This is a genomic window from Terriglobus saanensis SP1PR4 (genome assembly GCF_000179915.2).
GTDB lineage: Bacteria > Acidobacteriota > Terriglobia > Terriglobales > Acidobacteriaceae > Terriglobus > Terriglobus saanensis.
Genome location: NC_014963.1, coordinates 613,238 through 637,965, shown reverse-complemented (window position 1 = coordinate 637,965; position 24,728 = coordinate 613,238). Strand labels below are relative to the sequence as shown.

The 24,728-nt window shown below is 58.4% G+C and carries 19 protein-coding genes; 7 read left to right on the top strand and 12 right to left on the bottom strand.

Translation table 11 applies throughout. From position 1 onward, the window contains the following. The first annotated feature begins 5 nt into the window (after nucleotides 1-5). Genes ACIPR4_RS02585 through ACIPR4_RS02570 form a run of 4 tightly spaced genes read left to right on the top strand, consistent with a single transcriptional unit; the run spans nucleotide 6 to nucleotide 5,712 of the window. The gene (locus ACIPR4_RS02585) at nucleotides 6-848 is read left to right on the top strand and encodes a type III pantothenate kinase (RefSeq protein ID WP_041586350.1); all 843 of its coding nucleotides are present in this window, start codon (nucleotides 6-8) and stop codon (nucleotides 846-848) included. A 9-nt stretch (nucleotides 849-857) separates the two neighbouring features. Beyond that, nucleotides 858-1,574 carry a hypothetical protein gene (locus ACIPR4_RS02580; RefSeq protein WP_013567089.1) on the top strand — a complete coding sequence of 239 codons (717 nt, stop codon included), beginning with the start codon at nucleotides 858-860 and terminating at the stop codon, nucleotides 1,572-1,574. Then, nucleotides 1,571-2,923, top strand: coding sequence for a 23S rRNA (uracil(1939)-C(5))-methyltransferase RlmD (gene rlmD / locus ACIPR4_RS02575; RefSeq protein WP_013567088.1), 1,353 nt, complete (start codon nucleotides 1,571-1,573; stop codon nucleotides 2,921-2,923). The genes ACIPR4_RS02580 and rlmD overlap by 4 nt, the downstream gene beginning before the upstream one ends. 11 nt (nucleotides 2,924-2,934) lie before the next feature. Then, a complete protein-coding gene (locus ACIPR4_RS02570; RefSeq protein ID WP_013567087.1) occupies nucleotides 2,935-5,712 on the top strand; it encodes a ComEC/Rec2 family competence protein in 2,778 nt (925 codons plus the stop codon). 3 nt (nucleotides 5,713-5,715) lie between these two features. On the opposite strand, the gene ACIPR4_RS02565 is transcribed toward ACIPR4_RS02570, so the two are convergent. From ACIPR4_RS02565 to ACIPR4_RS02520, 10 genes are all read right to left on the bottom strand, one after another. Beyond that, on the bottom strand, nucleotides 5,716-8,283 hold the full coding sequence (locus ACIPR4_RS02565) for a M1 family metallopeptidase (RefSeq protein WP_013567086.1): 2,568 nt from the start codon (nucleotides 8,281-8,283) through the stop codon (nucleotides 5,716-5,718). A gap of 26 nt (nucleotides 8,284-8,309) precedes the next feature. Beyond that, a complete protein-coding gene (gene glk, locus ACIPR4_RS02560) occupies nucleotides 8,310-9,362 on the bottom strand; it encodes a glucokinase (RefSeq protein WP_013567085.1) in 1,053 nt (350 codons plus the stop codon). After that, complete coding sequence (gene pgl, locus ACIPR4_RS02555) at nucleotides 9,359-10,165, bottom strand: 6-phosphogluconolactonase (protein ID WP_013567084.1); 807 nt, start codon at nucleotides 10,163-10,165, stop codon at nucleotides 9,359-9,361. The genes glk and pgl overlap by 4 nt, the downstream gene beginning before the upstream one ends. Before the next feature lie 83 nt (nucleotides 10,166-10,248). Then, on the bottom strand, nucleotides 10,249-11,781 hold the full coding sequence (gene zwf / locus ACIPR4_RS02550; protein WP_013567083.1) for a glucose-6-phosphate dehydrogenase: 1,533 nt from the start codon (nucleotides 11,779-11,781) through the stop codon (nucleotides 10,249-10,251). A gap of 96 nt (nucleotides 11,782-11,877) precedes the next feature. Then, nucleotides 11,878-12,783, bottom strand: a complete 906-nt coding sequence (gene gnd / locus ACIPR4_RS02545; protein WP_013567082.1) for a phosphogluconate dehydrogenase (NAD(+)-dependent, decarboxylating) — start codon at nucleotides 12,781-12,783, stop codon at nucleotides 11,878-11,880. A 22-nt stretch (nucleotides 12,784-12,805) separates the two neighbouring features. Next, entirely contained in the window at nucleotides 12,806-13,420 is a 615-nt protein-coding gene (locus ACIPR4_RS02540; RefSeq protein ID WP_013567081.1) for an HAD-IA family hydrolase, read from the bottom strand. A 5-nt stretch (nucleotides 13,421-13,425) separates the two neighbouring features. Continuing rightward, nucleotides 13,426-14,283: an oxidoreductase gene (locus ACIPR4_RS02535; RefSeq protein WP_013567080.1), complete on the bottom strand. Its 858-nt coding sequence runs from the start codon at nucleotides 14,281-14,283 to the stop codon at nucleotides 13,426-13,428. A gap of 2 nt (nucleotides 14,284-14,285) precedes the next feature. After that, entirely contained in the window at nucleotides 14,286-14,756 is a 471-nt protein-coding gene (rpiB, locus tag ACIPR4_RS02530) for a ribose 5-phosphate isomerase B (protein ID WP_013567079.1), read from the bottom strand. A gap of 214 nt (nucleotides 14,757-14,970) precedes the next feature. Further along, entirely contained in the window at nucleotides 14,971-16,953 is a 1,983-nt protein-coding gene (gene tkt / locus ACIPR4_RS02525; RefSeq protein WP_013567077.1) for a transketolase, read from the bottom strand. Nucleotides 16,954-17,044: 91 nt separating this feature from the next. After that, entirely contained in the window at nucleotides 17,045-19,468 is a 2,424-nt protein-coding gene (locus tag ACIPR4_RS02520; protein ID WP_013567076.1) for a glycoside hydrolase family 15 protein, read from the bottom strand. A gap of 175 nt (nucleotides 19,469-19,643) precedes the next feature. On the opposite strand from ACIPR4_RS02520, the gene ACIPR4_RS02515 reads away from it, so the two are divergent. Further along, nucleotides 19,644-20,255 carry a superoxide dismutase gene (locus ACIPR4_RS02515; protein ID WP_013567075.1) on the top strand — a complete coding sequence of 204 codons (612 nt, stop codon included), beginning with the start codon at nucleotides 19,644-19,646 and terminating at the stop codon, nucleotides 20,253-20,255. Between the two features lie 63 nt (nucleotides 20,256-20,318). On the opposite strand, the gene hemL is transcribed toward ACIPR4_RS02515, so the two are convergent. Then, nucleotides 20,319-21,617 carry a glutamate-1-semialdehyde 2,1-aminomutase gene (hemL, locus tag ACIPR4_RS02510; protein ID WP_013567074.1) on the bottom strand — a complete coding sequence of 433 codons (1,299 nt, stop codon included), beginning with the start codon at nucleotides 21,615-21,617 and terminating at the stop codon, nucleotides 20,319-20,321. A 109-nt stretch (nucleotides 21,618-21,726) separates the two neighbouring features. Between hemL and purM the strand changes: the two genes are divergently transcribed. Both purM and purN read left to right on the top strand, forming a co-directional pair. Further along, nucleotides 21,727-22,833 carry a phosphoribosylformylglycinamidine cyclo-ligase gene (purM, locus tag ACIPR4_RS02505; protein WP_013567073.1) on the top strand — a complete coding sequence of 369 codons (1,107 nt, stop codon included), beginning with the start codon at nucleotides 21,727-21,729 and terminating at the stop codon, nucleotides 22,831-22,833. Then, nucleotides 22,830-23,432 carry a phosphoribosylglycinamide formyltransferase gene (purN, locus tag ACIPR4_RS02500; RefSeq protein ID WP_013567072.1) on the top strand — a complete coding sequence of 201 codons (603 nt, stop codon included), beginning with the start codon at nucleotides 22,830-22,832 and terminating at the stop codon, nucleotides 23,430-23,432. Before purM ends, purN begins: the two co-directional genes overlap by 4 nt. A 10-nt stretch (nucleotides 23,433-23,442) precedes the next feature. Here purN and ACIPR4_RS02495 read toward each other — a convergent pair whose 3' ends face one another. Continuing rightward, nucleotides 23,443-24,633 (bottom strand): S1C family serine protease, encoded by a 1,191-nt coding sequence (locus ACIPR4_RS02495; protein ID WP_041585891.1) that lies wholly within the window; start codon nucleotides 24,631-24,633, stop codon nucleotides 23,443-23,445. Nucleotides 24,634-24,728 lie beyond the last annotated feature (95 nt).

Below are 24,728 nucleotides of genomic sequence, written 5' to 3'. Positions count from 1 at the left end.
CACGCATGTTGTTAGCAATCGATGTAGGCAACTCTAATACCGTGATGGGGCTATACGACCTCAGCACCGCAGAGCGAAATCCGCCAATTCATTTCTGGAGATTGACCACGCCGAAGCACACCACGATCGACGAGCTTGGCGTGCAGATGCGCAGCATGTTTGCTCTGCATGGTCTGGAGCTGTCCGTGGTGGAAGCGATTGTGATCGCCTCTGTAGTGCCACCCGTCGATTCCATGTTGCGACACGTTTGCGACCGCTTTTTCAAACTGCGTCCGCTCTTCGTCGAACCGGGGGTGAAGACGGGACTTCCAGTGCTGACGGACAATCCGGCAGAGGTCGGCGCGGACCGCATTGTGAACTGCATTGCTGCCTTTGAAAAATATGGCGGCCCTTGCGTCGTAGTCGACATGGGCACGGCAACGACCTTCGATGTGGTTTCTCCGAAGGGCGAGTTTCTTGGTGGCGCGATCGCACCCGGACTTGGCATCTCGGCCGATGCGCTCTTCGACAGCGCGGCACGTCTGACCCGCGTGGATATCAAGCGTCCCTCGAAGATCATCGGAACAAGTACTACGGACAACATCCAGATTGGCCTGTACTACGGATACATCGGGCTGGTGGATGGAATCCTGGAGCGGCTGATTACGGAGATAGGTGGCAAGGTAAAGGCTGTAGCTACGGGTGGATTGGCAAAGCTCATTGCCGGTGGGTCGAAGTACATTGAAGTGGTCGATGAGATGTTGACGCTCGACGGCCTTCGTTTGATCCATGAACGAAATCTTGACCGCAACCTGGAACGAAGCCGACGCCGTGCTTCCTCCGTTCCACAACCGACTGCGAAGATATAGGAATCTCCGTTGAATTACTTCAACTACTTTACCGAGATCGAAGAACGGTTTCAGCAACGACGCGGTTCGCTGCTGCTCCTCTCCACGCTCGATTGGGCGCTGATTGAGATCTGGCGTGAATCGGGGATACCGGTAGAGGCCGTGCTGCGCGGCATCGACGATGCTTTCGATAAGCAGGATGCAAAGCGCGCACAGGCGAGTGCACGTTCGAAGAAGATCAATGGTCTGGCATGGTGCGCGCAGAGCGTGATGCAGGCGGCGGAAGCGATGAGTGAGGCTGCCATTGGCGCGTCATCTTCGACAGAAGAAACAGTAGCCCAGGAGAGCGGTTTCGAAGCGCACCGCATTGCAGCTTATCTCGAAAAGAACGCACAGATACTCGATGAGATCCTCATGGATGGCGTCACCGGTGAGACGCTGCGGGCCTCTGCGGCCAAGCTGCGCGCGCTCGCGGAGCAGGTGCGCACAGGAGACGCAAGCCAGATCGAAAGCGTAGAGCTGACCCTCACGTCGATGGAAGAGAGAATCTTCTCCGCGCTGAAGCTGACTGCGGACGAAGACGATCTCCTGCGTCTGCAGGAGCAGGCCGCGCGCGAACTCGCACCGTATCGCGGCAAGATGCAGGGTGCGCAGATTCGCCAGATTCAGGATCAGTTTTTGCAGAAGAAGCTGCTCGAAGAGAATGCCTTGCCGAGGTTGAGTCTTTTCTACATGAGCCAGGGATGAACGGCTCCGCACGTGTGCGCATCGAGAAGATGGTCTACGGTGGCGCAGGTCTAGCCCGCGTCGAAGGCCGTTCTGTCTATATTCCTTTCACGCTTCCGGAAGAAGAGATCCTGCTTGCGCCGCGCTCTGAGACTAGCGAAGAAGGGCGCATCCAAAGTGTGCTGGAGCCTTCAGCGCAGCGCGTAGCTCCGGGGTGCATGCACTTTGGCGTCTGCGGTGGATGCCAGTATCAGCAAGCATCGTACGAAGAGCAACTCAGGATCAAAGAGACCATTCTCCGCACGATGCTGGAGCGCAACGGTGTTCCGGTTCCTGAAAAATTACAGACGCACTCTGCGGAGCCATGGGGCTATCGCAACCGCATTCGTCTGCGATTGGATTCTTTTGAAGGTCGATGGCGCGTTGGATATGTCATGCGCGGATCGCGCGTTTTCATGGAAGCGCGTGAGTGTCCCATTGCTGCGCCGCTGTTATGGAGAGCCGCGCAGGCGTTTGTTGCTTCTTCGCAGCTTGTACCCGCGCAGTCACGCGAGGTTGAGTTCTTTTGCGATGCCAGCGAGCAGACGGTGCAGCTGTCACTCTCGCTGAACGCCGCGATGGAAGAGATGGAACGCGAGAGTCCAAAGCAGTTTCGTAAACTCTGTGATGCGATCCGCGTTTCTGTCCCGGAGCTAAGTGGAGCGGGCCTCTTCGTTCGGCCTGTGACTGCGAGCACCAAAACGTCGAAGCGCGGTGTGCCTGCAGAACAGGCGGAAGAGATTGAGATCGTTGCGTGGGGTGAACCGAAGCTGCTCTACAAGGTAGATGCGCTGGGACGGAAGTATACGCACGCCATCGCGCGTGGAGGGTTCTTTCAGGTCAATCGATATTTGGTCCAGGAACTGGTTGAGCTTGCGCTTGGCGAACGACAGGGCGGTCTTGCATGGGACCTGTTCGCAGGAGCTGGACTATTTACGCAGGCGCTCGTCGACCGGTTCCAACAGGTGATCGCAGTCGAAGTAGCAGAGCGGGCCTTCGGAAGTCTGCGTGACTTCGTTGCACACTCGAGCCATCAAGCGGTGCGGGAGACATGCGTCGGCTTCCTGCGTAAACGGGTTGCCTCCACAGCGATGCGCAAGCCGGATCTGATCGTCGTGGATCCTCCGCGTGCAGGTCTTGGTGAAGAACTCTGTGGTCTGATTGCGAAGGTAGAAGCAAAGGAGATCGTGTACGTCTCCTGCGATCCAGAAACGCTTTCGCGCGATCTGCGAAAGCTGCTAAACTCCGGCTATCGCCTCGCTGAGCTTCATCTGGTCGATTTGTTTCCGCAGACCTATCACATGGAAACTGTGACGGTCCTTCAGCGCTAGGCGAGTCTTGCATGACTACCTGGGAGCGCTGGATCGACGTGCAGGACGCGGAGGCATCACCTCATCACAAGAAGTATGTCGGTCATCCCGCTCGATTTTCCGCGCTCGACTCTCTCGTCTTCCGCACGCATCCTTTGTTCTTCGCGGCGTTATGCTTCGCCACGGGGATTACATCTGACCGGCTACTGATCTCGCGATGGCAGACTGCAGCGCTTCGAGTCGCATGTACCTGTCTGCTTGTTACTATTGCCTGGTTCTGCTCGTCTCGCCCGAGTCATGTACGCCTGCTTGCGCTCGGAGTGGCGTGGATCGCACTTGGCTGGACCTGCGCCTCACTGGAAATGAGACCGCAGCCACAGACAGGTCTTCAAAAGTATGCGGACGGCTTACGTCGGGATGTGGATGGAACCGTTCAAAACATCCGGCGTCTACGGAGCAATGAAGTAGCGGACGAAGAAATCGGCGGTGTCGAGATGGCTCCGGATCAGGAAATCTCCGCATCACGTAAAATACCGCAAGATCAATGGGTCGTCGATCTTGCGATGGGCGCCGTCGAAGACGTAACCCCGGATGTCTCCAAAATGGTTGCGATGGATGGCGTCGTTCGCATCACGATGCAGAACACAGTCATGCCTGAACTGCTCTGCGGAGATCAACTTCGGATTGCATTGCGGCTTCGTCTGCCGCAGGGTTTTCGCGATCCGGGCGTCTGGCAGTATCCGGAGTATCTGCAAGGCGAAGGCGTTGGCGTGCGCGCTTCGAGCCGTGAGCTTCCTCGCTCTGTGCATCATGCGAACCACGCCTCGTTGGCGTGCGGTTTATTGCGCATGAGGAAGTGGGCCGAGGAGCGCATCGAACGCTACGCTCGCAGCAAAGTAAATGTTCGTATGCCACAATGGTTTCGCGTCACCGAGACCGATGCGGGTATCTTCAATGCGATGCTCCTGGGCGATCGAAGCGCGTTACAGCGTGGAACCAGGTTGGACTTCGAGAGGACAGGCTCGTTCCATCTTCTGGTTGTCGCAGGCCTGCACGTCGGCCTCGTTGCCTGGGGAGTCTATTCCCTTCTCCTATGGCTACGTTGCGGACGGACCACGGCGACGCTTGCGACGATGTTCCTCACGAGTGGCTACGCTGTGCTCACTGGATTTGGACTACCGGTACAGCGAGCGCTCTGGATGACGATGGTGTTCCTCATCGCAACGTTGTTCGCACGCCAGCGACATGCGCTGAATGCCCTTGGAGCCAGTGCGCTGGGCATGCTGATCGTGGCTCCCTCGTCCCTTTTCGAGGCGGGCTTTCAGATGACGATCCTCGCAGTGATTGCAATTGCGGGCATCGCCCTTCCACTGGCACAGCACAGCTTTCTGCCCTATGCGAGAGCATCTCGGGCCATCAATGTCATCGCATGGGATGCGCATCTTGCCCCGGTACTGGCTCAGTTCCGCGTAAGCCTGCGTATGGTCGCCAGCGCACTTCTTCCTCGCAACCCACAAATCGCGGCGCGCGCTCTTGCGCGGGTAGTCCGTGGTTCTGCCTGGCTGCTGGAACTCGTGCTGTTTTCTGCAATGGCTGAACTCATAATGTCCTTGCCAATGATGATTTACTTTCACCGCCTGACTCCCTTCGCTTTACCCGCCAATCTCATCTGCATCGTTCTGATTCCATTTCTCATGGGCTCCCTTGCGATTCTGTTTGTTCTTGCGTGTGTAGGGGCACCAGTGGCCGCTCCTGCGGGCGTGATCACGGCGGGGCTGTTACACGCGGTCACAGCGGTTCTTCATCGCGTGAGCCTTGCGCATGGAGCCGACTGGAGAGTGGCAGAGCCGTCATCGTTACACGTCGTTGCGTTCTGCATTTTGATGGTGGCCACGGTGTGGCTGCTACGAGGATCGTGCAAGGCAGCTTGGATAGGAGTTGTTCTGTTGCCAACTATGGCCGCGCTGATCCTGTGGCCTATACGACCTCGTCTCTCACCGGAGCGGCTGGAGATGACCGCTGTGGATGTAGGTCAGGGAGACTCCATCTTTGTTGCTTCTCCCGATGGACATACCATGCTCATCGACGCGGGAGGTCCTGTAGGCACCGCCGAGATGGCGCAGAGCAGCCACTACGATGTGGGCGAAGAAATCGTATCACCCTACCTGTGGAGCCGCGGTGTAAGTCAGTTGGACGTCATGGTGCTGACGCACGCGCATGGCGATCACATGGGAGGTATGTCTGCGGTACTGGGAAATTTCCATCCGCGTGAACTCTGGATCAGTGTGGACTCCAACGCACCGCAGTTTCGTGCACTGCTTCAGCAGGCGACCCATATGGGAATTCATGTGAGACGTCTGCACGCAGGAGACGCGATCGGTTGGGGCCAGACGCAGGTGCAGGTCTTGTCTCCGGCAGCAAATTACTCGCCGGGCTCGATGCCAAATAATAATGACTCGTTAGCGATGCGAATCACCTGGCAAAAGGCTTCGTTCCTACTGGAAGGCGACGCCGAAGCTCCGAGCGAGGAGGCCATGTTGAAGAGTGGACAGCCGCTCAAAAGCAGCGTTCTGAAGGTTGGGCATCATGGCAGCCGCACCTCGACCACACCACCGTTTCTTGCCGCAGTGGCACCTGCGTATGCGGTTATCTCAGACGGTCGTGACAATCGCTTTGGGCATCCACGGATGGAGATCTTGCAGCGATTGCAAGCTGCAAGATCTCATACCTTTCGCACAGACATGGTGGGTGCGACGACTTTTTTACTGCACGCTGACGGTCAGGTAGAGACTTCGTCCAGCGTGCGTTAGGGTTCAGCGTGTCGCGTTTTGCTTCAGCCACAACTCAAGTTCGTCCTGTTGAGATTCTCTTGTGGATGCGCATTCTTCGATCTTGCTGAGCGCGATCTTCAAGGTCCGTTCCGTAGAGGACACAGGATGCTCCGAGAAGAACTGAGCCACATCTTCGCGATCGGTCTTCGAGCAAAAAACTCCGGTCGCAGCGATCACACGTTGACCAGAAGAAATTGTGAAGGTAGCGTTTGCTTTTTGCCAGTTTTGTTTGAGGAAGGTCCAGGCCTGCACACGTGTGTCAGGAGCATTGAGCAGACGCGTGATCAAAGAATAGCTGTCCTGGTTTCGCACTTCACCGCTGATTGCAAGGTTAAGCGTCCGGTCTACAAGCGCAGGATTGTGGAAGTAGGTGAGTGTAAAAAGCGCTGCGCTGCGTGAGCGCGGGTCCTGCGCGCTTCTCTCCCAGGCAAGCACTTGGTCGTAGTACGCTGCATCTCCGTTTTGCGCCGCGATGCCAATGGCTTCCGTGGCAAGCAAGGTATCGACCGAATCATCATGGTGGAAGTAGCGCTCCTTGAGAACCGCTGCCTCCTGCAAGACGACCGGTTCGCCAGCAGCACCGAGAACTGCGAAAAGCTGCGCCCGGCGTTCCCTGGTATTGGGGTCTTCATGTTTCTTCGCTTTTGGAAGAGCGCGATAGACAGGTCCATACTCCGCGCGAATCGCAGCGTTCAGGCCTTCGCGTTCGCTCTCATTGGCAATCCGAGTCTGCAGATAACCGATGCCGATAAAGGCTGTGTCAATTGCCGCGGCATCTTCATCTGCGCGAAGAGTTTTGACGAGGTCCAGATACGATCCGACCGAGAGCTCTCGGGCACGCACAAGGGCCCACTGATTTCCTATCAGGCCAATACGTTCCGGAGCGGTGAGTTGGGGCGCATCTGCGATGATGAGCGGAAGATCTGTGGGCGAGTAAGAGGTGCGATAGTAGCCCTTGTCCTCCGCATTGGCATAAAGGGTCCGACTGTTTGTCGGAAGGGTGGCCGTGTTGACTGCCGGTGTGATGATCTGACATGTGCCGGATTTAAGGCAGAGAGGAACCGTCCAACTTGCCACTGCGTTTAAGGAGCCGGGGCTTAGAAGGAAGCGGCTTTGCGTCGTGGCGAGTTGCCCCGCGTTCGCCTTCTCCAAGGCGAGCAGAGGGACTCCAGGCTGCTCTACAAAGCTGGACATGATCGCATCGATGGGTTTGTGGCTGGTTGCGGTCTGCGCATTCCAGAAGTCCTCCGCCGTGGCGTTGGCATAGAGGTGGGCCGCGAGGTAGTTATGTACACCCTGGCGGAAGATCTCTTCCCCCAGGTAATGCTCCACCATGCCGATGACGGCTCCGCCTTTGCCGTACGAGATGCCGTCGAACATCTCTTCTATCTCTGCGGGCGTATCGGCGCGTGCACGGATGGGATGCGTTGTGCTCTGCGAGTCGAGATCGAGTGTCCTGTTGAGCGTTACAGCTTCGTCATCCCGCATCATCAGTTCAGGCTTCCATTCGCCGACGGCTTTTGACTCCATCCAGTTCGCAAAGCCCTCGTTGAGCCAGACGTTGTCCCACCACTGCATGGTGACCATGTCGCCAAACCACTGGTGCGCCATCTCGTGCGCTACTACTACGGCAACGCGCCGCAGCGCCGGAACAGAAGCGTATTTCTCGTCGAGCAGAAGGTCGGTTTCGCGATAAGTGATGCAGCCAAAGTTCTCCATCGCTCCTTCTTCAAAATCCGGAAGGCCGACCATGTCGAGTTTTTGCATGGGATAACGAATGCCGAAGTAGTTGTTGTAGTAGTGCAGAAAGTGTTCCGCAGCTTTCACCGCGAACTTCGTCATGCCGACTTTGTCCGGCGTAGCACAGGCACGGATGGGAGTGCCTTCGGACTTGCCGCTGGAGCATTTAAAGTCTCCCACCTGAAATGCGACGAGATAGGTGGACATGCGCGGCGTGGTCGCAAAGGTAAGTGTGTGCTTTGCGGGATCGGGGTCGCTCTTGTCCGCGATCTGCGGGCCGTTCGAGATGACGGTGTCGCCCTTGTCGATGGTGAGCGAGAGGTCAAACGTAGCTTTGAGCGCGGGTTCGTCGAACGATGGAAACGCGCGGCGGGCGTCCGTCGATTCAAACTGCGTCACGGCGTAATTTCGCTTGGCGGTCTTGGAGAGATAGAAGCCGCGAAGCTGGTTATTGAGGATTCCTCTGAAGGCTATTTGCAGGCGGTTCTTTCCCGCCGGGAGCGGCTGGGCAAAAAGGAACGTCGCCTGCTGCCTGATCTCATCGTAAGAGACTGTAGCTGTATCGCCTGATTCCGTCTTGACGCTCGTAATCTTCAGTTCAAGGGCGTTGAGCGTAATCGAAGACTGCGGCGCGTCGAGGAGGATATCGATAGACTCTTCGCCGCTGAAGGTCGCCGTCGTGAGATTCGGCGTGAAGTGCAGCGTGTAATGATCTGGCCGTACACCGGCGGGAAGTCGCTGTGCAAAGGACGGCACAGCGACAAGCGCAAGCGCGCAGGACAGGGAGAGAAGAGACTTGAGCAGATGCATGCGTGCTTCCTTCACAAGAAGTACGCTCAGCCAGCCGACCTGGACGCAACGCGCTCGGAACGACCGGAGATCTCCGCGGCCCGCTGTTCGGCGTAAGCAGCGGCTCCCATGAGAGCGCAGCGCTGCTCCAGGATGATGCGGACAGGAATGGTATGCAGTAGCGGCGAGAGACGCCCCTTGTCCAGAAATGCCTGACGGAAGGTTCCATTCTGCATCGTCTTGAGGATCTTCGGCGCAACACCTCCGCCGAGATAGACTCCACCCGCCGCAAGCAGCTTAAGCGCGGAGTTTCCGGCTTCAGCGCCGAAGGCACCCGCGAAGATATCGAGCGTCTTCGCGCAGAGTTCGCTGGAGCCATCTTCTCCGCAGGTGCCGATAACGGCGTTTGGGTCTTCTTTCTCCATGCGTTCACGCAGCCAGTCCGGTTCTTCCATCTTCTTACCGTCGCGGAGAAAGCTGTAGATGTTCTGTAGACCAAGCCCGGAGATAACGCGCTCCCAGGAGATGCGGCCATTCATCTTCTGGATGAGGAACTGCAGCATCTCGATTTCGAGCGGCGTGCGCGCGGCGAAGTCAGCGTGACCGCCTTCAGAGGCAAGCGGAAGAAACCGCCGACTCGTAGGGTTCCAGATGAGCTGCGCTTCTCCAAGACCAGTACCAGCGGAGATCAGAGCACGATGGCCGATGGCGGCACGGTCACCGTCGAAGAGAGTGAAGATCGACTCCGGCGGAAGCTCGGCGATGCCATAGCCATTCGCTTCGAGATCGTTGATGAGAAACAGATGTTCGATCTGCAGCAATTTGGAGAGCTCGCGCGTATCCAAGTTCCAGGGAAGGTTCGTGAGCTGGATCTTTCCGTCGCGCACGGGGCCTGGACAACCGAAGCAGGCAGCGACGACCTCGTGCTCTACCTTCTCGGCATCGTCTTTCTTACCAAGAAAGGCAGCGACAACATCCTGCAGACTCTTGAACTCTGTGGCGGGAAACTTCTGATCGCGCACGATAACGAGCTTGCCTTCGTTGAAGGTACAAAGTGCAAGATGGACTTTCGTTCCGCCGACATCGCCTGCGAGGATCATCGAACCAACTCCAGAACGCCGGTTTCACAAGTGTCTGTGGCAGAAGCCTTCGGCAAGCGCCGTGCCGCTTCCGCATCCAGGAGCAGATGGAGCTTGCCATTCTCCGGACGAATGAGCTGCGAGGGCAAACGCTCAGGGTCGTAATCCCCTAGAAGCACCTCATGAAGAATATCCGCCTTCGCACCGCCTTCGATCAGAAAGTAGACAGACCGCGCGTGGTTGATGACGATCCACGTCAGCGTGATGCGCCAGGTGTCCTTCTGTGGCACGTGGTTTGCAACAACCAGACGTCCCAGCTCATTGATGGCGTCGGTGTGCGGGAAGAGCGAAGCGGTGTGGCCGTCGTCTCCCATGCCGAGCAGAATAAGGTCGAACTGCGGAGCCTGCGCGCCTTCGAGCTTCCAGTTGATGCGCAGGAGAGATTCGTAGCGCGAGGCGGCCTCTTCAGGATCGAGCTCGCCTTCCATGCGGAAGATCTTCTCAGCAGGCAATGGCACCTTGCTCAACAACTGCTCGCGCGTCATGCGGTAGTTGGATTCGGCGTCGTCCGGAGCCACGCAGCGCTCGTCCACCCAGTAGAGTTCGAGCTTGTCCCACGCCACCTGCGCGCGGAAAGGCCGCGATTCATCCGCGAGGAGAGCGAACATGCGCTTCGGTGTAGAGCCGCCTGAGATTGCAATGCGGGCGACTCCTCGGGCGGCGACGGCTTCCGCGGCGGCCTTGGCAAAGGTGTTTGCAGCGGCGGCGGCCACGCGCTCTGGCGTGTCGTAGACGGAGTATTCAGCGATCGTAATGCGTGCCATGTCCGTAGGTCCTTACCGTATTGGATGCGATTTCCGTGAAACAAAAAGAGCGCCGGCACTCGCCGGCGCTCTGAGATTACAGGTTAGGAGACACGCCAGGCGCGACCGTCTTTTGCAAGAAGGTCATCGGCTTCCTTCGGTCCCCAGGAACCGGCTTCATAGTTGGGGAAGTTAACCTTCTGTGCCTTCCAGGCTTCAAGGATCGGTGTCATCAATGCCCAGGTCGCTTCCACGCCGTCGCGCTCTGCAAAGAGCGTTCCGTCGCCGAGCATGGCGTCGAGCAGGAGACGCTCGTAGCCGTTGGCGGACGACTTACCGAAGGCGTCAGCGTAGGAGAACTCCATCTGCACCTGCGCAATGTTCGTCGTCGGGCCAGGGATCTTCGCTCCGAACTGCAGCTTGATGCCCTCGTCCGGCTGGATGCGCATGGTGAGGACATTCGGCTCGACGGATGCCGTATTCTTCGCTGATTTGAAGATGTGGAGGGGCGGCTGCTTGAAGACGATGGTGACCTCCGTGACGCGGCGCTCAAGACGCTTGGCGGCGCGGATGTAGAACGGAACGCCAGCCCAACGCCAGTTTTCGATCTCGAGCTTCATCGCTGCGAAGGTCTCTGTCTGCGACTCCGGATTGACGCGATCTTCCTGGCGATAGCCAATGACATCCTGACCATCGACTTTGCCCGGACCGTATTGGCCGCGTGCTGTATCTTCCACCGGGATCTGCTCGATGGCCTGCCAGACCTTCAGCTTCTCGACGCGTACGGCCGCCGACTCGAACGAATCTGGTGGTTCCATCGCAACGAAGGAGAGTACTTCCATCACATGGTTCTGCAGAACATCGCGCAGCGCGCCGGCCTGTTCGTAGAACGGTCCGCGACCTTCGATGCCGATGCTCTCAGCCGCGGTGATCTGCACACTGTCGATGTAGTTGCGGTTCCAGACGGGCTCAAAGATGCCATTGCCGAAGCGGAAGACGAGGATGTTCTGCACCGTCTCCTTGCCCAGGTAATGGTCGATGCGGAAGATCTGGTCCTCGTGCAGGACCTTGTTGATCTCCGTGTTGAGCTTCTTGGCGCTCTCGAGATCGGTGCCGAAGGGCTTTTCGATGATGACGCGGACCCATGCACCGTTTTCGCCCGTGGTCATGCCGTGGTCGCCGAGGCGATGCGTGATATCGGCGAAGAACTCGGGAGCAACGGCGAGATAGAAGAGGCGATTGCCCTTGGTGCCGAACTCTTTATCGAGGTCGGCGAGAAACGCTTTGAGCTTCTCGAAGCCTTCGTCGTTATCGAACTCGGTGGCGAAGTACTTCACGCGCTCAATGAACTTGGAGAGCTTCTCTTCCTTCTCATCCACGCCGCCGCCCTTGACGATACCGTCCTGCATATCTGGCGCGAAGGTCTTGGAGAGATCGCGGCGGGCGACGCCCACAACGACGAACTCTTCGGGAAGCAGGCTCTGCTGCTCGAGATGGTAGAGCGCCGGGAGGAGCTTGCGCTTGGTTAGATCGCCGGAGGCGCCGAAGATGACGACAACGCAGGGCTCAGGCTTACGCTCTGTACCTTTTCCGGCCTCTACCTGCTCCGGAGATGTTTTGATCTCAGTGGTCGACATGATTCTTCCTTACTTCAAATTTCTTGCACTTCTATCGGATGCGCTCGGGCGGCGAAGGATGGAGAGAAACTTCGCCGCCCGCCGACGGGAGGGTGGTTACTTCTTCTTCATGGAGTGGCCACCAAAGGCATTCCGCATGACGGAAAGCATACGGTCAGTGTAGTTGTTGTCCTCGCGCGAACGCAGACGGCGGATGAGCGATTCGGTGATGATGGGCGCGGAGACGTTGAGGTCAATGGCTTCGAAGACCGTCCAGCGGCCCTCGCCTGAGTCGGTTACGTAGGCCTGCAGGCCGTCGAGCTCTGGGTTGTGCTCCAGGGCCTCCGCGGTGAGGTCCAACAGCCAGGAGCGGACGACAGAGCCCTTCTGCCAGATCTTCGCGATCTGCGGCAGGTTGAGCGCCAGCGGCGTCTTGGCCTTCATGATGCTGAAGCCTTCCGCGTAGGACTGCATCATGCCGTACTCGATGCCGTTGTGCACCATCTTGACGAAGTGGCCAGCCCCGGAAGGTCCGGTGCGTCCCCAACCCTCATCCTTGCCGGGTGCCAGCGTCTCGAAGATGGGACGGAGGCTTTCGATGACATCCTCGTCTCCACCGATCATCATGGAGTAGCCCTCTTTCAGGCCCCAGACGCCGCCGGAGGTACCAACGTCGACGAAGTTGAAACCTTCCGGCTTCAACTCGGCGTAGCGGCGCTGCGACTCCTTATAGTTCGAGTTGCCGCCGTCGATGAAGATGTCGCCCTTCTGCATGAAAGGCTTCAGACCAGCAATGGTGTCATCCACCGGCTTGCCATCGGGAACCATGATCCAGATCGCGCGGGGAGCCTGCAGGTTCTTACAGAGCTCTTCGAGCGAGTTCACGCCCAAGCCACCATCGGTGGTGAGCTTTGCCGTGGCATCTTTGTTGAAGTCGAAGCCTACTACCTTGTGTCCGGCGAGGCGAAGACGCTCCGCCATATTGCCGCCCATTTTTCCAAGACCAATGATTCCAAGTTCCATGTGAGTCGTCCTCTTTCGCTTTCTAGAATTCGATGCCAAGCTGTGCGAGCTGCTGTTGCAACTGTTCCGGCGACTGGAAGTGAATGCCGTGCATGCCGAGAGCCGTGGCAGCATCCGCATTTTCCTTCTTATCGTCGATGAAATAGGTTTCCCCGGGCAGATTGCCTGAGGTATCGATGGCTTGCTGATAGATGCTCGCCGCTGGTTTCATCTCGTGGACATATCCCGAGCAGATGAAGAAATCGAAGCGTCGGCGCAGGTCGAACGCGTCGAGACGATAGGCGTTGAGCTCACGCGATTCGTTGTTCAACGTGGCCTGGCGATACTTTCCCGTGGCGTTGAGCTTGTTGAGAATTTCGATGCTTCCTGGGTAAAGGAGCGTCTGCTCGTCGCGAACGGCCGACCAGACATCTTCGAGCGTGAAGCTGCGCGGCTTGAAGAAGATGGTCTTGTTGAAGTACTCCACGTCCGTAGAAAGACCGCGCTCCCACGTATAGTTCGCCTCTTCGTGTCGCGCTTCGTACTCTTCCAGGTCAACGCCAAGCCGGGCCAAGCCGCGAGCGCGCTGATTTCGGTCCCATCCATTGGAGAGGATGACTCCACCGATATCCCAGAAGATGGTCTTGTTCTTCGCCATGGAGCCTATTTCGTCTCCTGAGGAAAATCCGCGCCCAACGTCGTGGCTTCCCACTCCGTCAGGTTCTTGTCCCATGCTGCCAGACGCCCGCGGAAACGCTCGTAGGCCGAACGTCCAAGCAACAGATTTCGCGGCGGATTGGGCGAGTCCACCACGGCGATCATGGCTTCAATCGCCTTCTGCGGATCGCCCAGCTGCTTGCCAGACTGCGTTTCAAAGTACTCGCGCGATTTGCCCGCAGACTCCGCATAATCGGCAATCTGGTGCGAAGCCACGGTCTTGGAGCGTCCCAGAAACTCTGTGCGGAAGGGACCGGGCTCAATGGCCGTCACGCTGACACCGAGCGGCTCCATCTCTCCGGCCAGACCTTCGGTAAAACCTTCGACGGCAAACTTGGAGATGTTGTAGTAAGTCACACCCGGCGAAGCGATCAGGCCGCCGATGGAAGAAAGATTGAGGATATGGCCGGAGCGTTGCTTGCGCAGGTGCGGAACCACAGCCTTGGTCATGCGGATGAGGCCAAGGATGTTGGTCTCAAACATGGGAAGAAACTCTTCTTCCGCAACCTCTTCGACCGCGCCTGTGACGCCATATCCGGCATTGTTGACGAGCACATCGATGCGCCCAAAGCGCGCAATCGCCGCATCTACACCCGCAGCGATCTGCTCCGGCTTGGTGACGTCCAGCGCGAGCGCGAGCACCTGCTCCGCGTGCTGTGTTTGCAAGTCAGCGACTACCTCCTGCTTGCGTGCCGTGGCAACCACACGGTCTCCACGGCGAAGAAGTTCTTCCGTAAGCAAACGCCCGAAGCCAGTGGAAGCTCCGGTGATGAACCAAACGCGATTTTTTCCGTGTGCTGGCATATTTAATTTCCTGAAGCCTGGGGCATGTAGAGCTTTTCGATGGCGAAGACCTTGTTCAAGCGGCGGACGAAACGTTCTTCTGTCGCGATGAACTTAGCATTGAGATACGCGAGCGTACACTCTTCGGCGAGTGCAGTTCCGATGATGCGCGCACCCATCACGAGCACATTCATCTGATCGTGTTCGACACCCTGATGCGCGGAGTAGGTGTCATGACACATGCCCGCACGAACACCGGGCATCTTGTTGGCTGCAACACAGACGCCAACACCGGAGCCGCAGATCAGGATGCCTCGCTCCGCGGTTCCTGCCATCAGCGACTTCCCTACCTTTTTCGCGAAATCCGGATAGTCCGAAGGTTCCGCGTTATACGCTCCCAGATCCTGTACTTCATGACCAAGCTTCGCGACGTACTGCCGGATCTCTTCCTTCAAGGGAAAACCGGCATGGTCCGAGGCAATAGCAATCTTCATGCGCTTCAAATCCTTTGGAACTCAGGAGTCTTCGTATTCGCGTTCGGGAAGCTGCGTGTCTTCGTACTGAGGTTGAAGCGAGGTGTTACTGTCGCGCTCCCGCCTCGGGGCCTCTTCATACACCGCGTCTTCGTCGTTGAGATATTTGTCCATGGGTTCGAGGGCGTGGAGCTGGCGCGAATATTCTGCGCCAGCCCCTTGACTTGCTTGTGCCTTACTTCTTGATGACCTGCTTGGCCTTGTCGAGGATGTTCGCGACACTGAAGCCGTACTTCTCCAGCACTTCCGGCCCTGGGGCAGAGGCTCCGAAGGTGTCCACGCCGATGGCGATACCGTCGCGGCCGATGAACTCCCACCAGCCTTCGGTTGCGCCCGCTTCGATGGAGATCTTCGGCACGCCATGCGGGAAGATAGACAAGCGGTACGCCTCATCCTGCTCCTTGAAGATGCGGAACGAAGGCATGGAGACGACCTTGGTCTTGATACCAGCCTTCTCCAGCTCCGGAAGGGCCTTCAATGCAAGCGAGACTTCCGAACCCGTAGCGACGAGGATGAGATCGGTATTGCCTTCGCCTTCGAGGACGTAGGCACCCTTCTTCACCTTCTCGAAGACCTTGTACTTGTCGGCATCGAGAACTGGCAGGTCCTGGCGGCTGAGCGCCATGAAGCAGGCCGAGGGCCGCTCGATCGCGAGCTGCCAGCAGGCTGCTGTCTCGTTCGCATCCGCCGGGCGGAAGTCTGTGAGCTGAGGAATGGCGCGCAGGCTCATCAGGTGCTCGATCGGCTGATGCGTGGGGCCGTCAGCGCCAAGACCGATGGAGTCATGCGTGAAGACGAAGAGCGAATGCGTGCTCATGAGAGCGGCCATACGCATCGCCGAACGGCAGTAGTCGGAGAAGGTGAAGAACGTGGAACCGAACGGAATGATGCCGCCATGAGCGGCCATGCCGTTGACCGCCGCGCACATACCGAACTCGCGTACGCCGAAGAAGATGTTCTTGCCCTTCGGATCGACGTGGAAGCTGGGCGAGTCCTTGAAGATGGTCTTCGTGGAGCTGGTCAGATCGGCTGCGCCGCCGATGAGGTCCGGAAGGTTCTTGCCGATGGCCTGCAGGACAACCTGTCCTGCATTGCGCGTCGCAATGGCCTTTTCGGTCGGGAAGGGCTTGATGTCCTTCGCCCAATCCTTGGGAAGCTCATGCGAGACACGACGCTCAAACTCCGCAGCGAGATCGGGATGAGCCTGCTTGTAAGCCGCAAACTTCTCATCCCATTCCTTGTGCGCCTTCTGGCCGCGCGACTTTGCTTCAAGCCAGTGCTTGCCTGCCTCTTCGGGAACGACAAAACTCTTTTCGGGATCGAAGCCGAAGAACTCCTTGGTCTTCTTGGTGTTCTCCGCACCCAGCGCTTCGCCGTGCACCTTGTTCGTTCCTGCGTGCGGCGAGCCGTAGCCGATGATGGTGCGCACACGGATCATGGAAGGCTTGTCGGTGACCTTCTTCGCTTCTACAATGGCGACTTCCAGTGCCTGAAGGTCGTTGCCGTCCTTCACAAACTGCGTGTGCCAGTGATAGGCGTCGAAGCGCTTGTCGACATCTTCCGTGTAGGAGAGCTCTGTCGGACCGTCGAGCGAGATGAGATTGTCGTCGTAGAAGACGATGAGTTTGCCGAGACCAAGCGTTCCGGCGAGCGAGGCAGCCTCATGCGAGACGCCTTCCATCAGATCGCCATCGCCACACATCACGTAGGTGTAGTGATCGACGATTGCCTGGCCTGGCTGGTTATACAGCGCGCCGAGATGCTTTTCTGCAATCGCCAGACCGACGGCCATGGCGAAGCCTTGTCCGAGGGGTCCCGTGGTCACTTCAACGCCGGGGGTGAAGCCGTATTCCGGATGTCCGGGGGCCTTGGAGTGCCATTGGCGGAAGAGCTTCAGGTCTTCGAGCGAGACGTCGTAGCCCGAGAGGTGCAGCGCGCCGTACTGCAGCATGGAAGCATGTCCGTTCGAGAGGACGAAGCGATCGCGGTCCGCCCATTTGTGGTCGGATGGATCGTGCTTCATGTGCTTCTGATACAGCAGGTAGGCAAGGGGCGAAAGCGCCAGCGGGGCTCCGGGATGTCCGTTTGCCGCCTTTTCGATTCCGTCAACCGCCAGAAGGCGGAGTGTATTGATAGAAAGCTGATCCAGATCGCTCATGTGTCCTCTCGGCGGGAACGCCGTGGTTTCAAGATTCAATATTGGTTTTAGTGTACAAGCGCAGCGGAGTTTGGATCGTCGTACCCCTGCGTCACGAGGTTACCGCCACAAAGTAATTTTTGCCTAACCAGCGAGCTTCCAAAGGCCAGAAAAGCGTGAATTCTATCTGCGATCCCGCTGCCTGGGCTGGAATCTCCGCGGAGAAACCCGGATACCCCAGCAGCCGTGCATCGGTGGTGTTCTTCGTCTTCCAGCCATCTGATGTCCACATGACCTGAAACCGATTCTTATCTAAAACCTGCAGCCGTTTCTGGCTCGAAAGCCGCGCTACCGGGCGTGAAACCTGGAAAAACTCGACTTCACTCTTGAAGGTACGGTCTTCGGCTTTCTTGCAGTAACGATCTTCCACCACCGAGATGCGGTCGAAGACCTTGCCGTCGACCGCCGACCGAAGGAGCTTGATGTATTCCGCATGCGCCCAGACAAGGGGCTGCGCCGATCCGGCAGAACGGCCGAAATACAGGCCCTCCTCGGGGAGATCAGCATAATCCCAGATCTGCTCCGGCAGCATGCCGCCAAAGGAAGAAAAGCGCTCGAGGGCGGTGATCAGGGGCTTGATGTCATTTCCCGCCGCCATCTCGTAGTGGGCGCGCTCCCCTGTCAAAATCGGCCATGCGCGTCCCTGTCCGTAATGGATGAAAGGTTCGCCGTCCTTCTGCTGTCCATAGCCGTCATGGTTGTAACGACGCCAGCAGGGGCCGTAGGGGGTATCGATCTTCAGAACGTGATCGACCACCTTCAGGCTGTCGATGATGAGGGGATCGTCGGCGCGGCGGATACCGTAACGGACAAGTTCCAGAAAGCCGCCGTCGATGATCTCGCGGGCTTCAAAGTTGTACTTCTCTCCCGGAGCGCGATTGGCGATATTCAGGCGACCTTCGCCCGCTTCGGGGTGATAGAACGGCTCGCCCGGCGACGGCGGACGGACGCGCATATAGTGCCGTTTCACGTCGGGATGGAGGCATCCATCGTTCGTGGTCGTCCATTCGTCCAGATGGGCTTCGATCCAGTCCGAGTAAATCAACAAGAACTCAGCCAGTTCCGGAGAGTGGTGCGCGCGGGCGATATCTGCGGCACAAACCAGCGCTGCAATCACCGTGGCGAGGGTCGAGGGAGAGTAACCGGAGGTCTCTTCCCATCGCTCCTGCTGCGTTACCGGTGCAAAGTGCACAAGGAACGCTGCCGCATTTTCCACAAAAGGAAAGACATCGAATTCGCCTAACCCATCGACCTTCCAGAGGCGCCAGGCCAGCATGATGGGGAAGGCCACTTCGTCGAGCTGAATGCCGGTCCAGTAGGGTGTTCCGTCGATCCAAAAATTCTGCGCAAAACTGCCGTCTGGCCGCTGCGTACAGGCGAGATAGACGAGCGCCCTGCGTGCTGTGTCCACGCGCCCGCAGGCAAGCATTGCCGTGGCGGACTGGATCATGTCGCGCGTCCAGACGAGATGGTATCCACCGAGATCGTCGTCGCCCTTCGCGTTGCCCCAGGGGATGGAGGCGGACGCGATGAAGGCTCCGGAGTAGGTTTTGTCTTCATGCGCCAGGATCGTGTTGTGGCTAATGCGCATCAGGCGTCCACCATCAGTCGAAGCCTCCGCCAGACGCTCCGGCGAAGCCGCGCGGTGCCACTGCTCGATGAAACGCTTGAGCTGAAGCTCATAGGGTGTGGAGAGGGATTGCATCATCCCAGCAAGGGCCGAATGAAAGCCTTCTCCCATGGCGATGGCGAGTGTGAATTCTCGGTTGCGGCTGATGTCGATTTCGCCCGTCAGAGCAAGATTGCCGTCGAGCGCCTGGCCGAACTCCCAGTCCATGCGCATGTTCTGGATTAGATCCTGGTAACCATCGGAAGAACCGACGTAACCGCATGAAGTTCTTGTGAAACCGGTACTGACGCCCATGGCCAGCGCCGTGCCGTTCTTCCAGGCGAGAATGGCTCTCTGCCCGGCGACTTCCACGGAGCGGGCCGAGTTCCCTGCACCGCCTCCATCGAGATGCGGTGCGAGAAGGGCATAACACTTCAGGCGCGAGAGGACTTCTTCTTCGCCCTCGACCTTGACGTGAACCAGGACGACGGGATGATGCGGATCGGTGATGAATTCCTTGGTAATCGTGTAACGACCCTGCAGATCGTTGGCGACGACGCGCACGGCGAGGGCGTCGGGATCGATGTAGTGGAAGTCGAACTCGTAGTCGCGCTTTTCTTCGTGGACGAAGGTCTCTCCGTCGGTAAAGATGAGCTCCATATCGCGGGTCTGCGGACGATCAATGGTGGGATAGTAGATCTCATTCAACGTGCCATGCGAGACCGTAAACCAAACGCGGCTGGAGGCTGCATACGCCGTACAGACGGCGTCTTTTTTACTGGAAGTCCACCGTGGTTCGAGGCCGGGAGCACCAAAGGCGGGACCGTCGTCGTTCAGCCACCGGTATGCCGTCGTAAGAGCATTCATCGTCCTCCCATTAGAACGCACTTTACGGCACAAGCCGTATTTGGGAAAAACTTTGCTTCGATCCGACAAAGTGGCCGCATCGCGGCTTATGCTTTCCGCATCGAACCCCATATCGCCCGAGGTAAGCGCCGAGGTGCATACTGATGGCAGAGATTTGATTTACAGGAGAAAGACAGTGGCCTTCGAACTTCCGGTTCTTCCCTATGAGTACACGGCGCTTGAGCCGCACATCGATGAAGCAACGATGAAGCTGCACCATGACAAGCACCATGCCACCTACGTCACCAATCTGAACGGCGCAGTGGAAAAACACACCGAACTCGGCGCGAAGACCGCCGAAGAGCTCATCAGCAACCTGGATGCCGTGCCAGAAGACGTTCGCACGGTCGTCCGCAACAACGGCGGCGGTCATGTCAACCACACCATGTTCTGGGAGATCATGAAGCCCAATGGCGGCGGCGTACCGACGGGCGACATCGCAGAGCAGATCAAGGCCGACTTTGGCGACTTTGAGACTTTCAAGAAGACCTTCAACGAGACCACGGCGAAGCAGTTCGGCGCGGGCTGGGGCTGGCTGGTCTTTAAGGGCGGCAAGCTGACGATCCTGACCACACCCAACCAGGATTCACCCCTTTCGCAGGGTCTGTATCCGATCCTCGGCAACGATGTCTGGGAGCACGCCTACTACCTCAAATACCAGAACAAGCGCCCTGAGTATCTCGCAGCATGGTGGAACACCGTGAACTGGGAAGAGATCAACAAGCGTTTCGCAAAAGCTAAGAAGTAGATTCTTTTTCAGAAACGATGAAGGCTGCGAGCGATCGCGGCCTTCATCGTTTAAGCTCTTCGTTTAGAGCAGATTCGCGAATACCTCGCGTGCGGCTGAGATCGTGAAATCGACCTCCGCTTCGCCATGCGATGCGCTGACGAAGGCGGCTTCGTACTGGCTGGGTGGCAGCCAGATGCCGCGCTCCAGCATGGCGCGGTGGAACTTCCCAAAACGGGCCATGTCGCTCGTCGAAGCCGTGTCAAAGTCCGTCACATTCGTCTCGGTAAAGAACCAGGTGACCATCGATCCCATCCAGTTCACTGACATGGGCACGCCCGCAGCCTTGGCCTCCTTCGCGACACCCACCGCGATCTGGCGCGTAGTTTCAGCGAGTTGCGGATAGATCGTGGCTCGTTCCGCGATGAGATGCGAGACGGTAGCGATTCCTGCGGCCATGGCGAGCGGGTTGCCGCTGAGCGTTCCTGCCTGGTAGACAGGACCGAGCGGCGCGAGCATCTGCATGATCTCTTGGCGTCCACCGAAGGCACCGACGGGCAGGCCGCCGCCGATGATCTTGCCCAGCGTGGTGAGATCCGGCTTGATGTGGAAGATTTCCTGAGCTCCGCCAAGGGAGAGACGGAAGCCGGTCATCACCTCGTCGAAGATCAGCAAAGCGCCTTCGCGTTCGGTGATCGCACGCAGGGCTTCCAGATATCCCGGAGCGGGAAGGATGGTTCCGGCGTTCCCGACGACAGGTTCGACGATGATGCAGGCGATCTTCCCCTGATGCAGGCGGAAGGCTTCTTCCACCGCCGAGACATCGTTGAAGGGCAACGCCAGCGTGAACTGGACGGTCTCCTCGGGAACACCTGCGGAGCCGGGAATGCCCAACGTGGCGACGCCGGAACCTGCCTTGACCAGCAAGGCATCGGAGTGGCCGTGATAGCACCCTTCGAACTTGAGGATGAACTTCCGGCCTGTAAAGGCGCGGGCTAGACGGATCGCGGACATGACCGCCTCCGTTCCCGACGAGACGAAGCGGAGCATTTCGATGCTGGGAACCGCCTGCACAACAAGGCTGGCGAGCTCTGCCTCTGCTGCCGTGGAGGCACCGAAGCTGGTGCCGTTGGCGGCGGCCTTCTGTACGGCATCGATCACAGCGGGGTGAGCGTGGCCGAGGATCATCGGTCCCCACGACCCGAAGTAGTCGAGGAAGCGATTCCCGTCCGCGTCGTAGAGATAAGCGCCTTGCGCACTGGCAACAAAAGGCGGATCACCGCCGACGGAGCGGAAGGCGCGTACGGGCGAATCCACGCCGCCGGGGATCAGGGATTCGGCGCGTTTCTGGAGGGCGCGCGAGTGTGTGAACGAGAGAGCCATGGCACAAGTATAGGAGTGTGCATATCGGGGCGTGCAAGGATCCACCGCGTCTACGCTGATAGACTCAAAGCTCTGCCACCGGCCGAATCCAAACTTAGGACGATTGCACTTGAGCCAGAAGCCCACATCACCCTCCGCCGCCACGGCAACATCCAAAGCAGGCAAGCCTGCCGAGAAGACCGCGCGCACTGGCGTGAGTTACGCAGACGCCGGTGTCGATATCGACTCGGGCGATGCGACCAAGCAGCGCATCAAGCATCTTGCGCGCAAGACCTTCAACAAAAATGTCCTCAGCGAAATCGGCGGCTTCGGCGGCCTGTTCAAGCTGGATCTGGCGAAGTATCCCGACCCCGTGCTCGTGTCTTCCGCCGATGGCGTGGGAACGAAGCTCAAAGTGGCCTTCACGCTGGGCGTGCATCACACCGTCGGCGCCGATCTCGTGAACCACTGCGTGAACGACATCGCAGTACAAGGCGCGGATCCGCTCTTCTTCCTCGACTACCTGGCGACGGGAAAGATTGACCCTCTGGTCATCGAAAAGATCGTGACAGGCATTGCAGATGCCTGCCGCGCGAATGGTTGCGCTCTGATCGGCGGCGAGACGGCGCAGATGCCGGGCTTCTATGCGGATGGCGAGTACGATCTTGCGGGTACGATCATCGGCGTTGTGAACCGGGATCGCATCATCACAGGAAGCGCGATTCAGGCGGGCGATATGCTCTTCGGCCTGCCTTCGACGGGGCTGCATACCAATGGTTACTCGCTGGCGCGCAAGCTGCTCTTCGAGGTGGCTGGCTACAACCCGGATCTCTATGTTACGGCGCTCAAGGACAAGGTCGGCAACGCCCTGATGCAGACTCATCGCAGCTATCTGAGCGTGCTGCGGAAGCTTACCGCGGGCGGGGTTGTGAGTGGCATGGCACATATCACCGGCGGTGGCATTACGGAGAACTTCCCGCGCATCCTGCCCAAGGGCCTCTGCGCCCAGGTGGAGATGAACTCGTGGGAGATTCCCCCGCTCTTCCAGCATCTGCAAGAGCTTGGCAATGTGGAGCAGGACGAGATGATGCGCACCTTCAACATGGGCATCGGCATGATCGTCGTGGTTCCAGCGGAGCAGGTGAAGAAGGCGAAGGCGATTCTGAACCGCGCCAATGAACGCTTCCATGTGATCGGTCGCGTCGCCAAGGGCGTCCGTCGAGTCAACTACGTATGAAGCTGGGCGTATTGTTGTCGGGACGTGGATCGAACTTTGTCGCCATTGCGGATGCGATTGCGGACGGTTCGCTTGAAGGGTGTTCGATTGCTGTGGTCTTGTCGAACCTCCCAGATGCGGGTGGACTTGCGATTGCCCGCGAACGGGGCATCGAAGCAATAGCCATCTCGGGCAAAGGCATTCCGCGCGAAGAGCATGAGGCAAAGATGATCGCTACCCTGCTGGAGCACGAGGTCGATCTCGTCTGCCTTGCAGGATATATGCGCATCTTGACGCCGCAGTTTATCCGCGCGTTCCAGAATCGAATCTTGAACATTCATCCTTCGCTGTTGCCTAGCTTCCCCGGAACGCATGCGCAGCAGCAGGCCTTCGAGTACGGTGCGAAGATCGCCGGTTGCACCGTCCACTTTGTGGATGAGGAAGTGGATCACGGCGTGATCGTGCTGCAGCGTGCCGTGGCCGTGGAAGATACCGACACAGCCGAGACGCTGGCGGAGCGGATCCTGCACGAAGAGCATGCTGCCTATCCCGAGGCATTGCGGCGCGTGCTGAGCGGCGCTTATACCGTCGAGGGACGACGCTACATAGCCCGCTCCTAAGCACGCCTTCCTAAACAGTCGTCTGCTGGTCCTTCGCATCGGTGAGCGTGACCTTGATCTCCATGCGCTTTTTCGCGCGGAAGACGGTCACGGTCACCGTGTCTCCGGCTTTGTGCGAGTTCATCACGCTGGAGACGTCCTGCATGCTTGTGACTTCGGTGCCGTTGATGGCAACGATAAGATCCCCGCCGAGCATGACCGGGGTATTGCCGAGATATGCCTTCTGCGTACCACCTTTGAGGCCAGCAATCTCTGCGGCTCCCCCAGGATAGACGCGCTGGACCAGAAGGCCGTAGTCGCTGGGAAGGCCGATCTGATCGGCGAGGTCAGGTCCGATCTCAAGGGGGAGGAAGGCGAGCGTCGGACGGCGCACATGGCCGTACTTTGCGATGTCGTCGAGCACGGCGCGGGCGGTGTTCATGGGGATCGCGAAGCCTATGCCTGCGCTCTGATCGACTCCATTATTGGAGGCGATCATGGTGTTGATGCCGATGACCTGACCGCGCGAGTTCATGAGCGGGCCGCCGGAGTTTCCGGGGTTGATGGCGGCGTCGGTCTGGATGGCATCTTCAATGCCTCCACCAGCAGGACCACGAACCGAGCGGATGGCGGAGATGATGCCGCGGGTCATCGTTCCCGAGAGGCCGAAGGGATTGCCGATGGCGAAGACCTTCTGGCCAACCTGCAGGCCGCTGGAACTGGCGAGTTCTACCGGGACAAGATTGGGAGCATTGATCTTCAAGAGTGCAAGGTCGTGGGCCTTGTCCACGTTGACGATCTGGGCCTTGTACTTATGCTTGTCCCAGAGCTGGACCTCAACGCGCTGGGCGTTTTCGATCACGTGGTTGTTCGTGAGGATGAGGCCCTGTTTATCGAGGACGAAGCCCGATCCCTGTCCCTGCTGCGGAACCGCACCGTAGAAGAAGTCGAAGGCGACCGCCGTGGAGGTAATGTTGACCACACTGGGAAGGACGCGCTTGTAGACGGCGATGTTGTTCTGCTCTTCTGTGTCGTAGGCGGGCTGCGCGTGGGCCTCGGTGAGTTCGAAGGCCCCCAGAGGTGCATTCGCGGTCGTGCTGGCGAGGTTGGGCGCGATGCGGCCGACCAAAGCGGAGACGGATCCTGTGTGCCACATATGCGTGGTGAGGTAGTAGAACCCGAAGACAAAGAGGAGGACGAGGAGGACCCGTCGAGACTTCATGCGCAACACCTTTACTTCCGACTTTTGCCGCAAAACGGCGTCCCCTCAACGATACTGCACCGGTCTTCCTCTATGGAAGCCGGGTTATCGCGGAA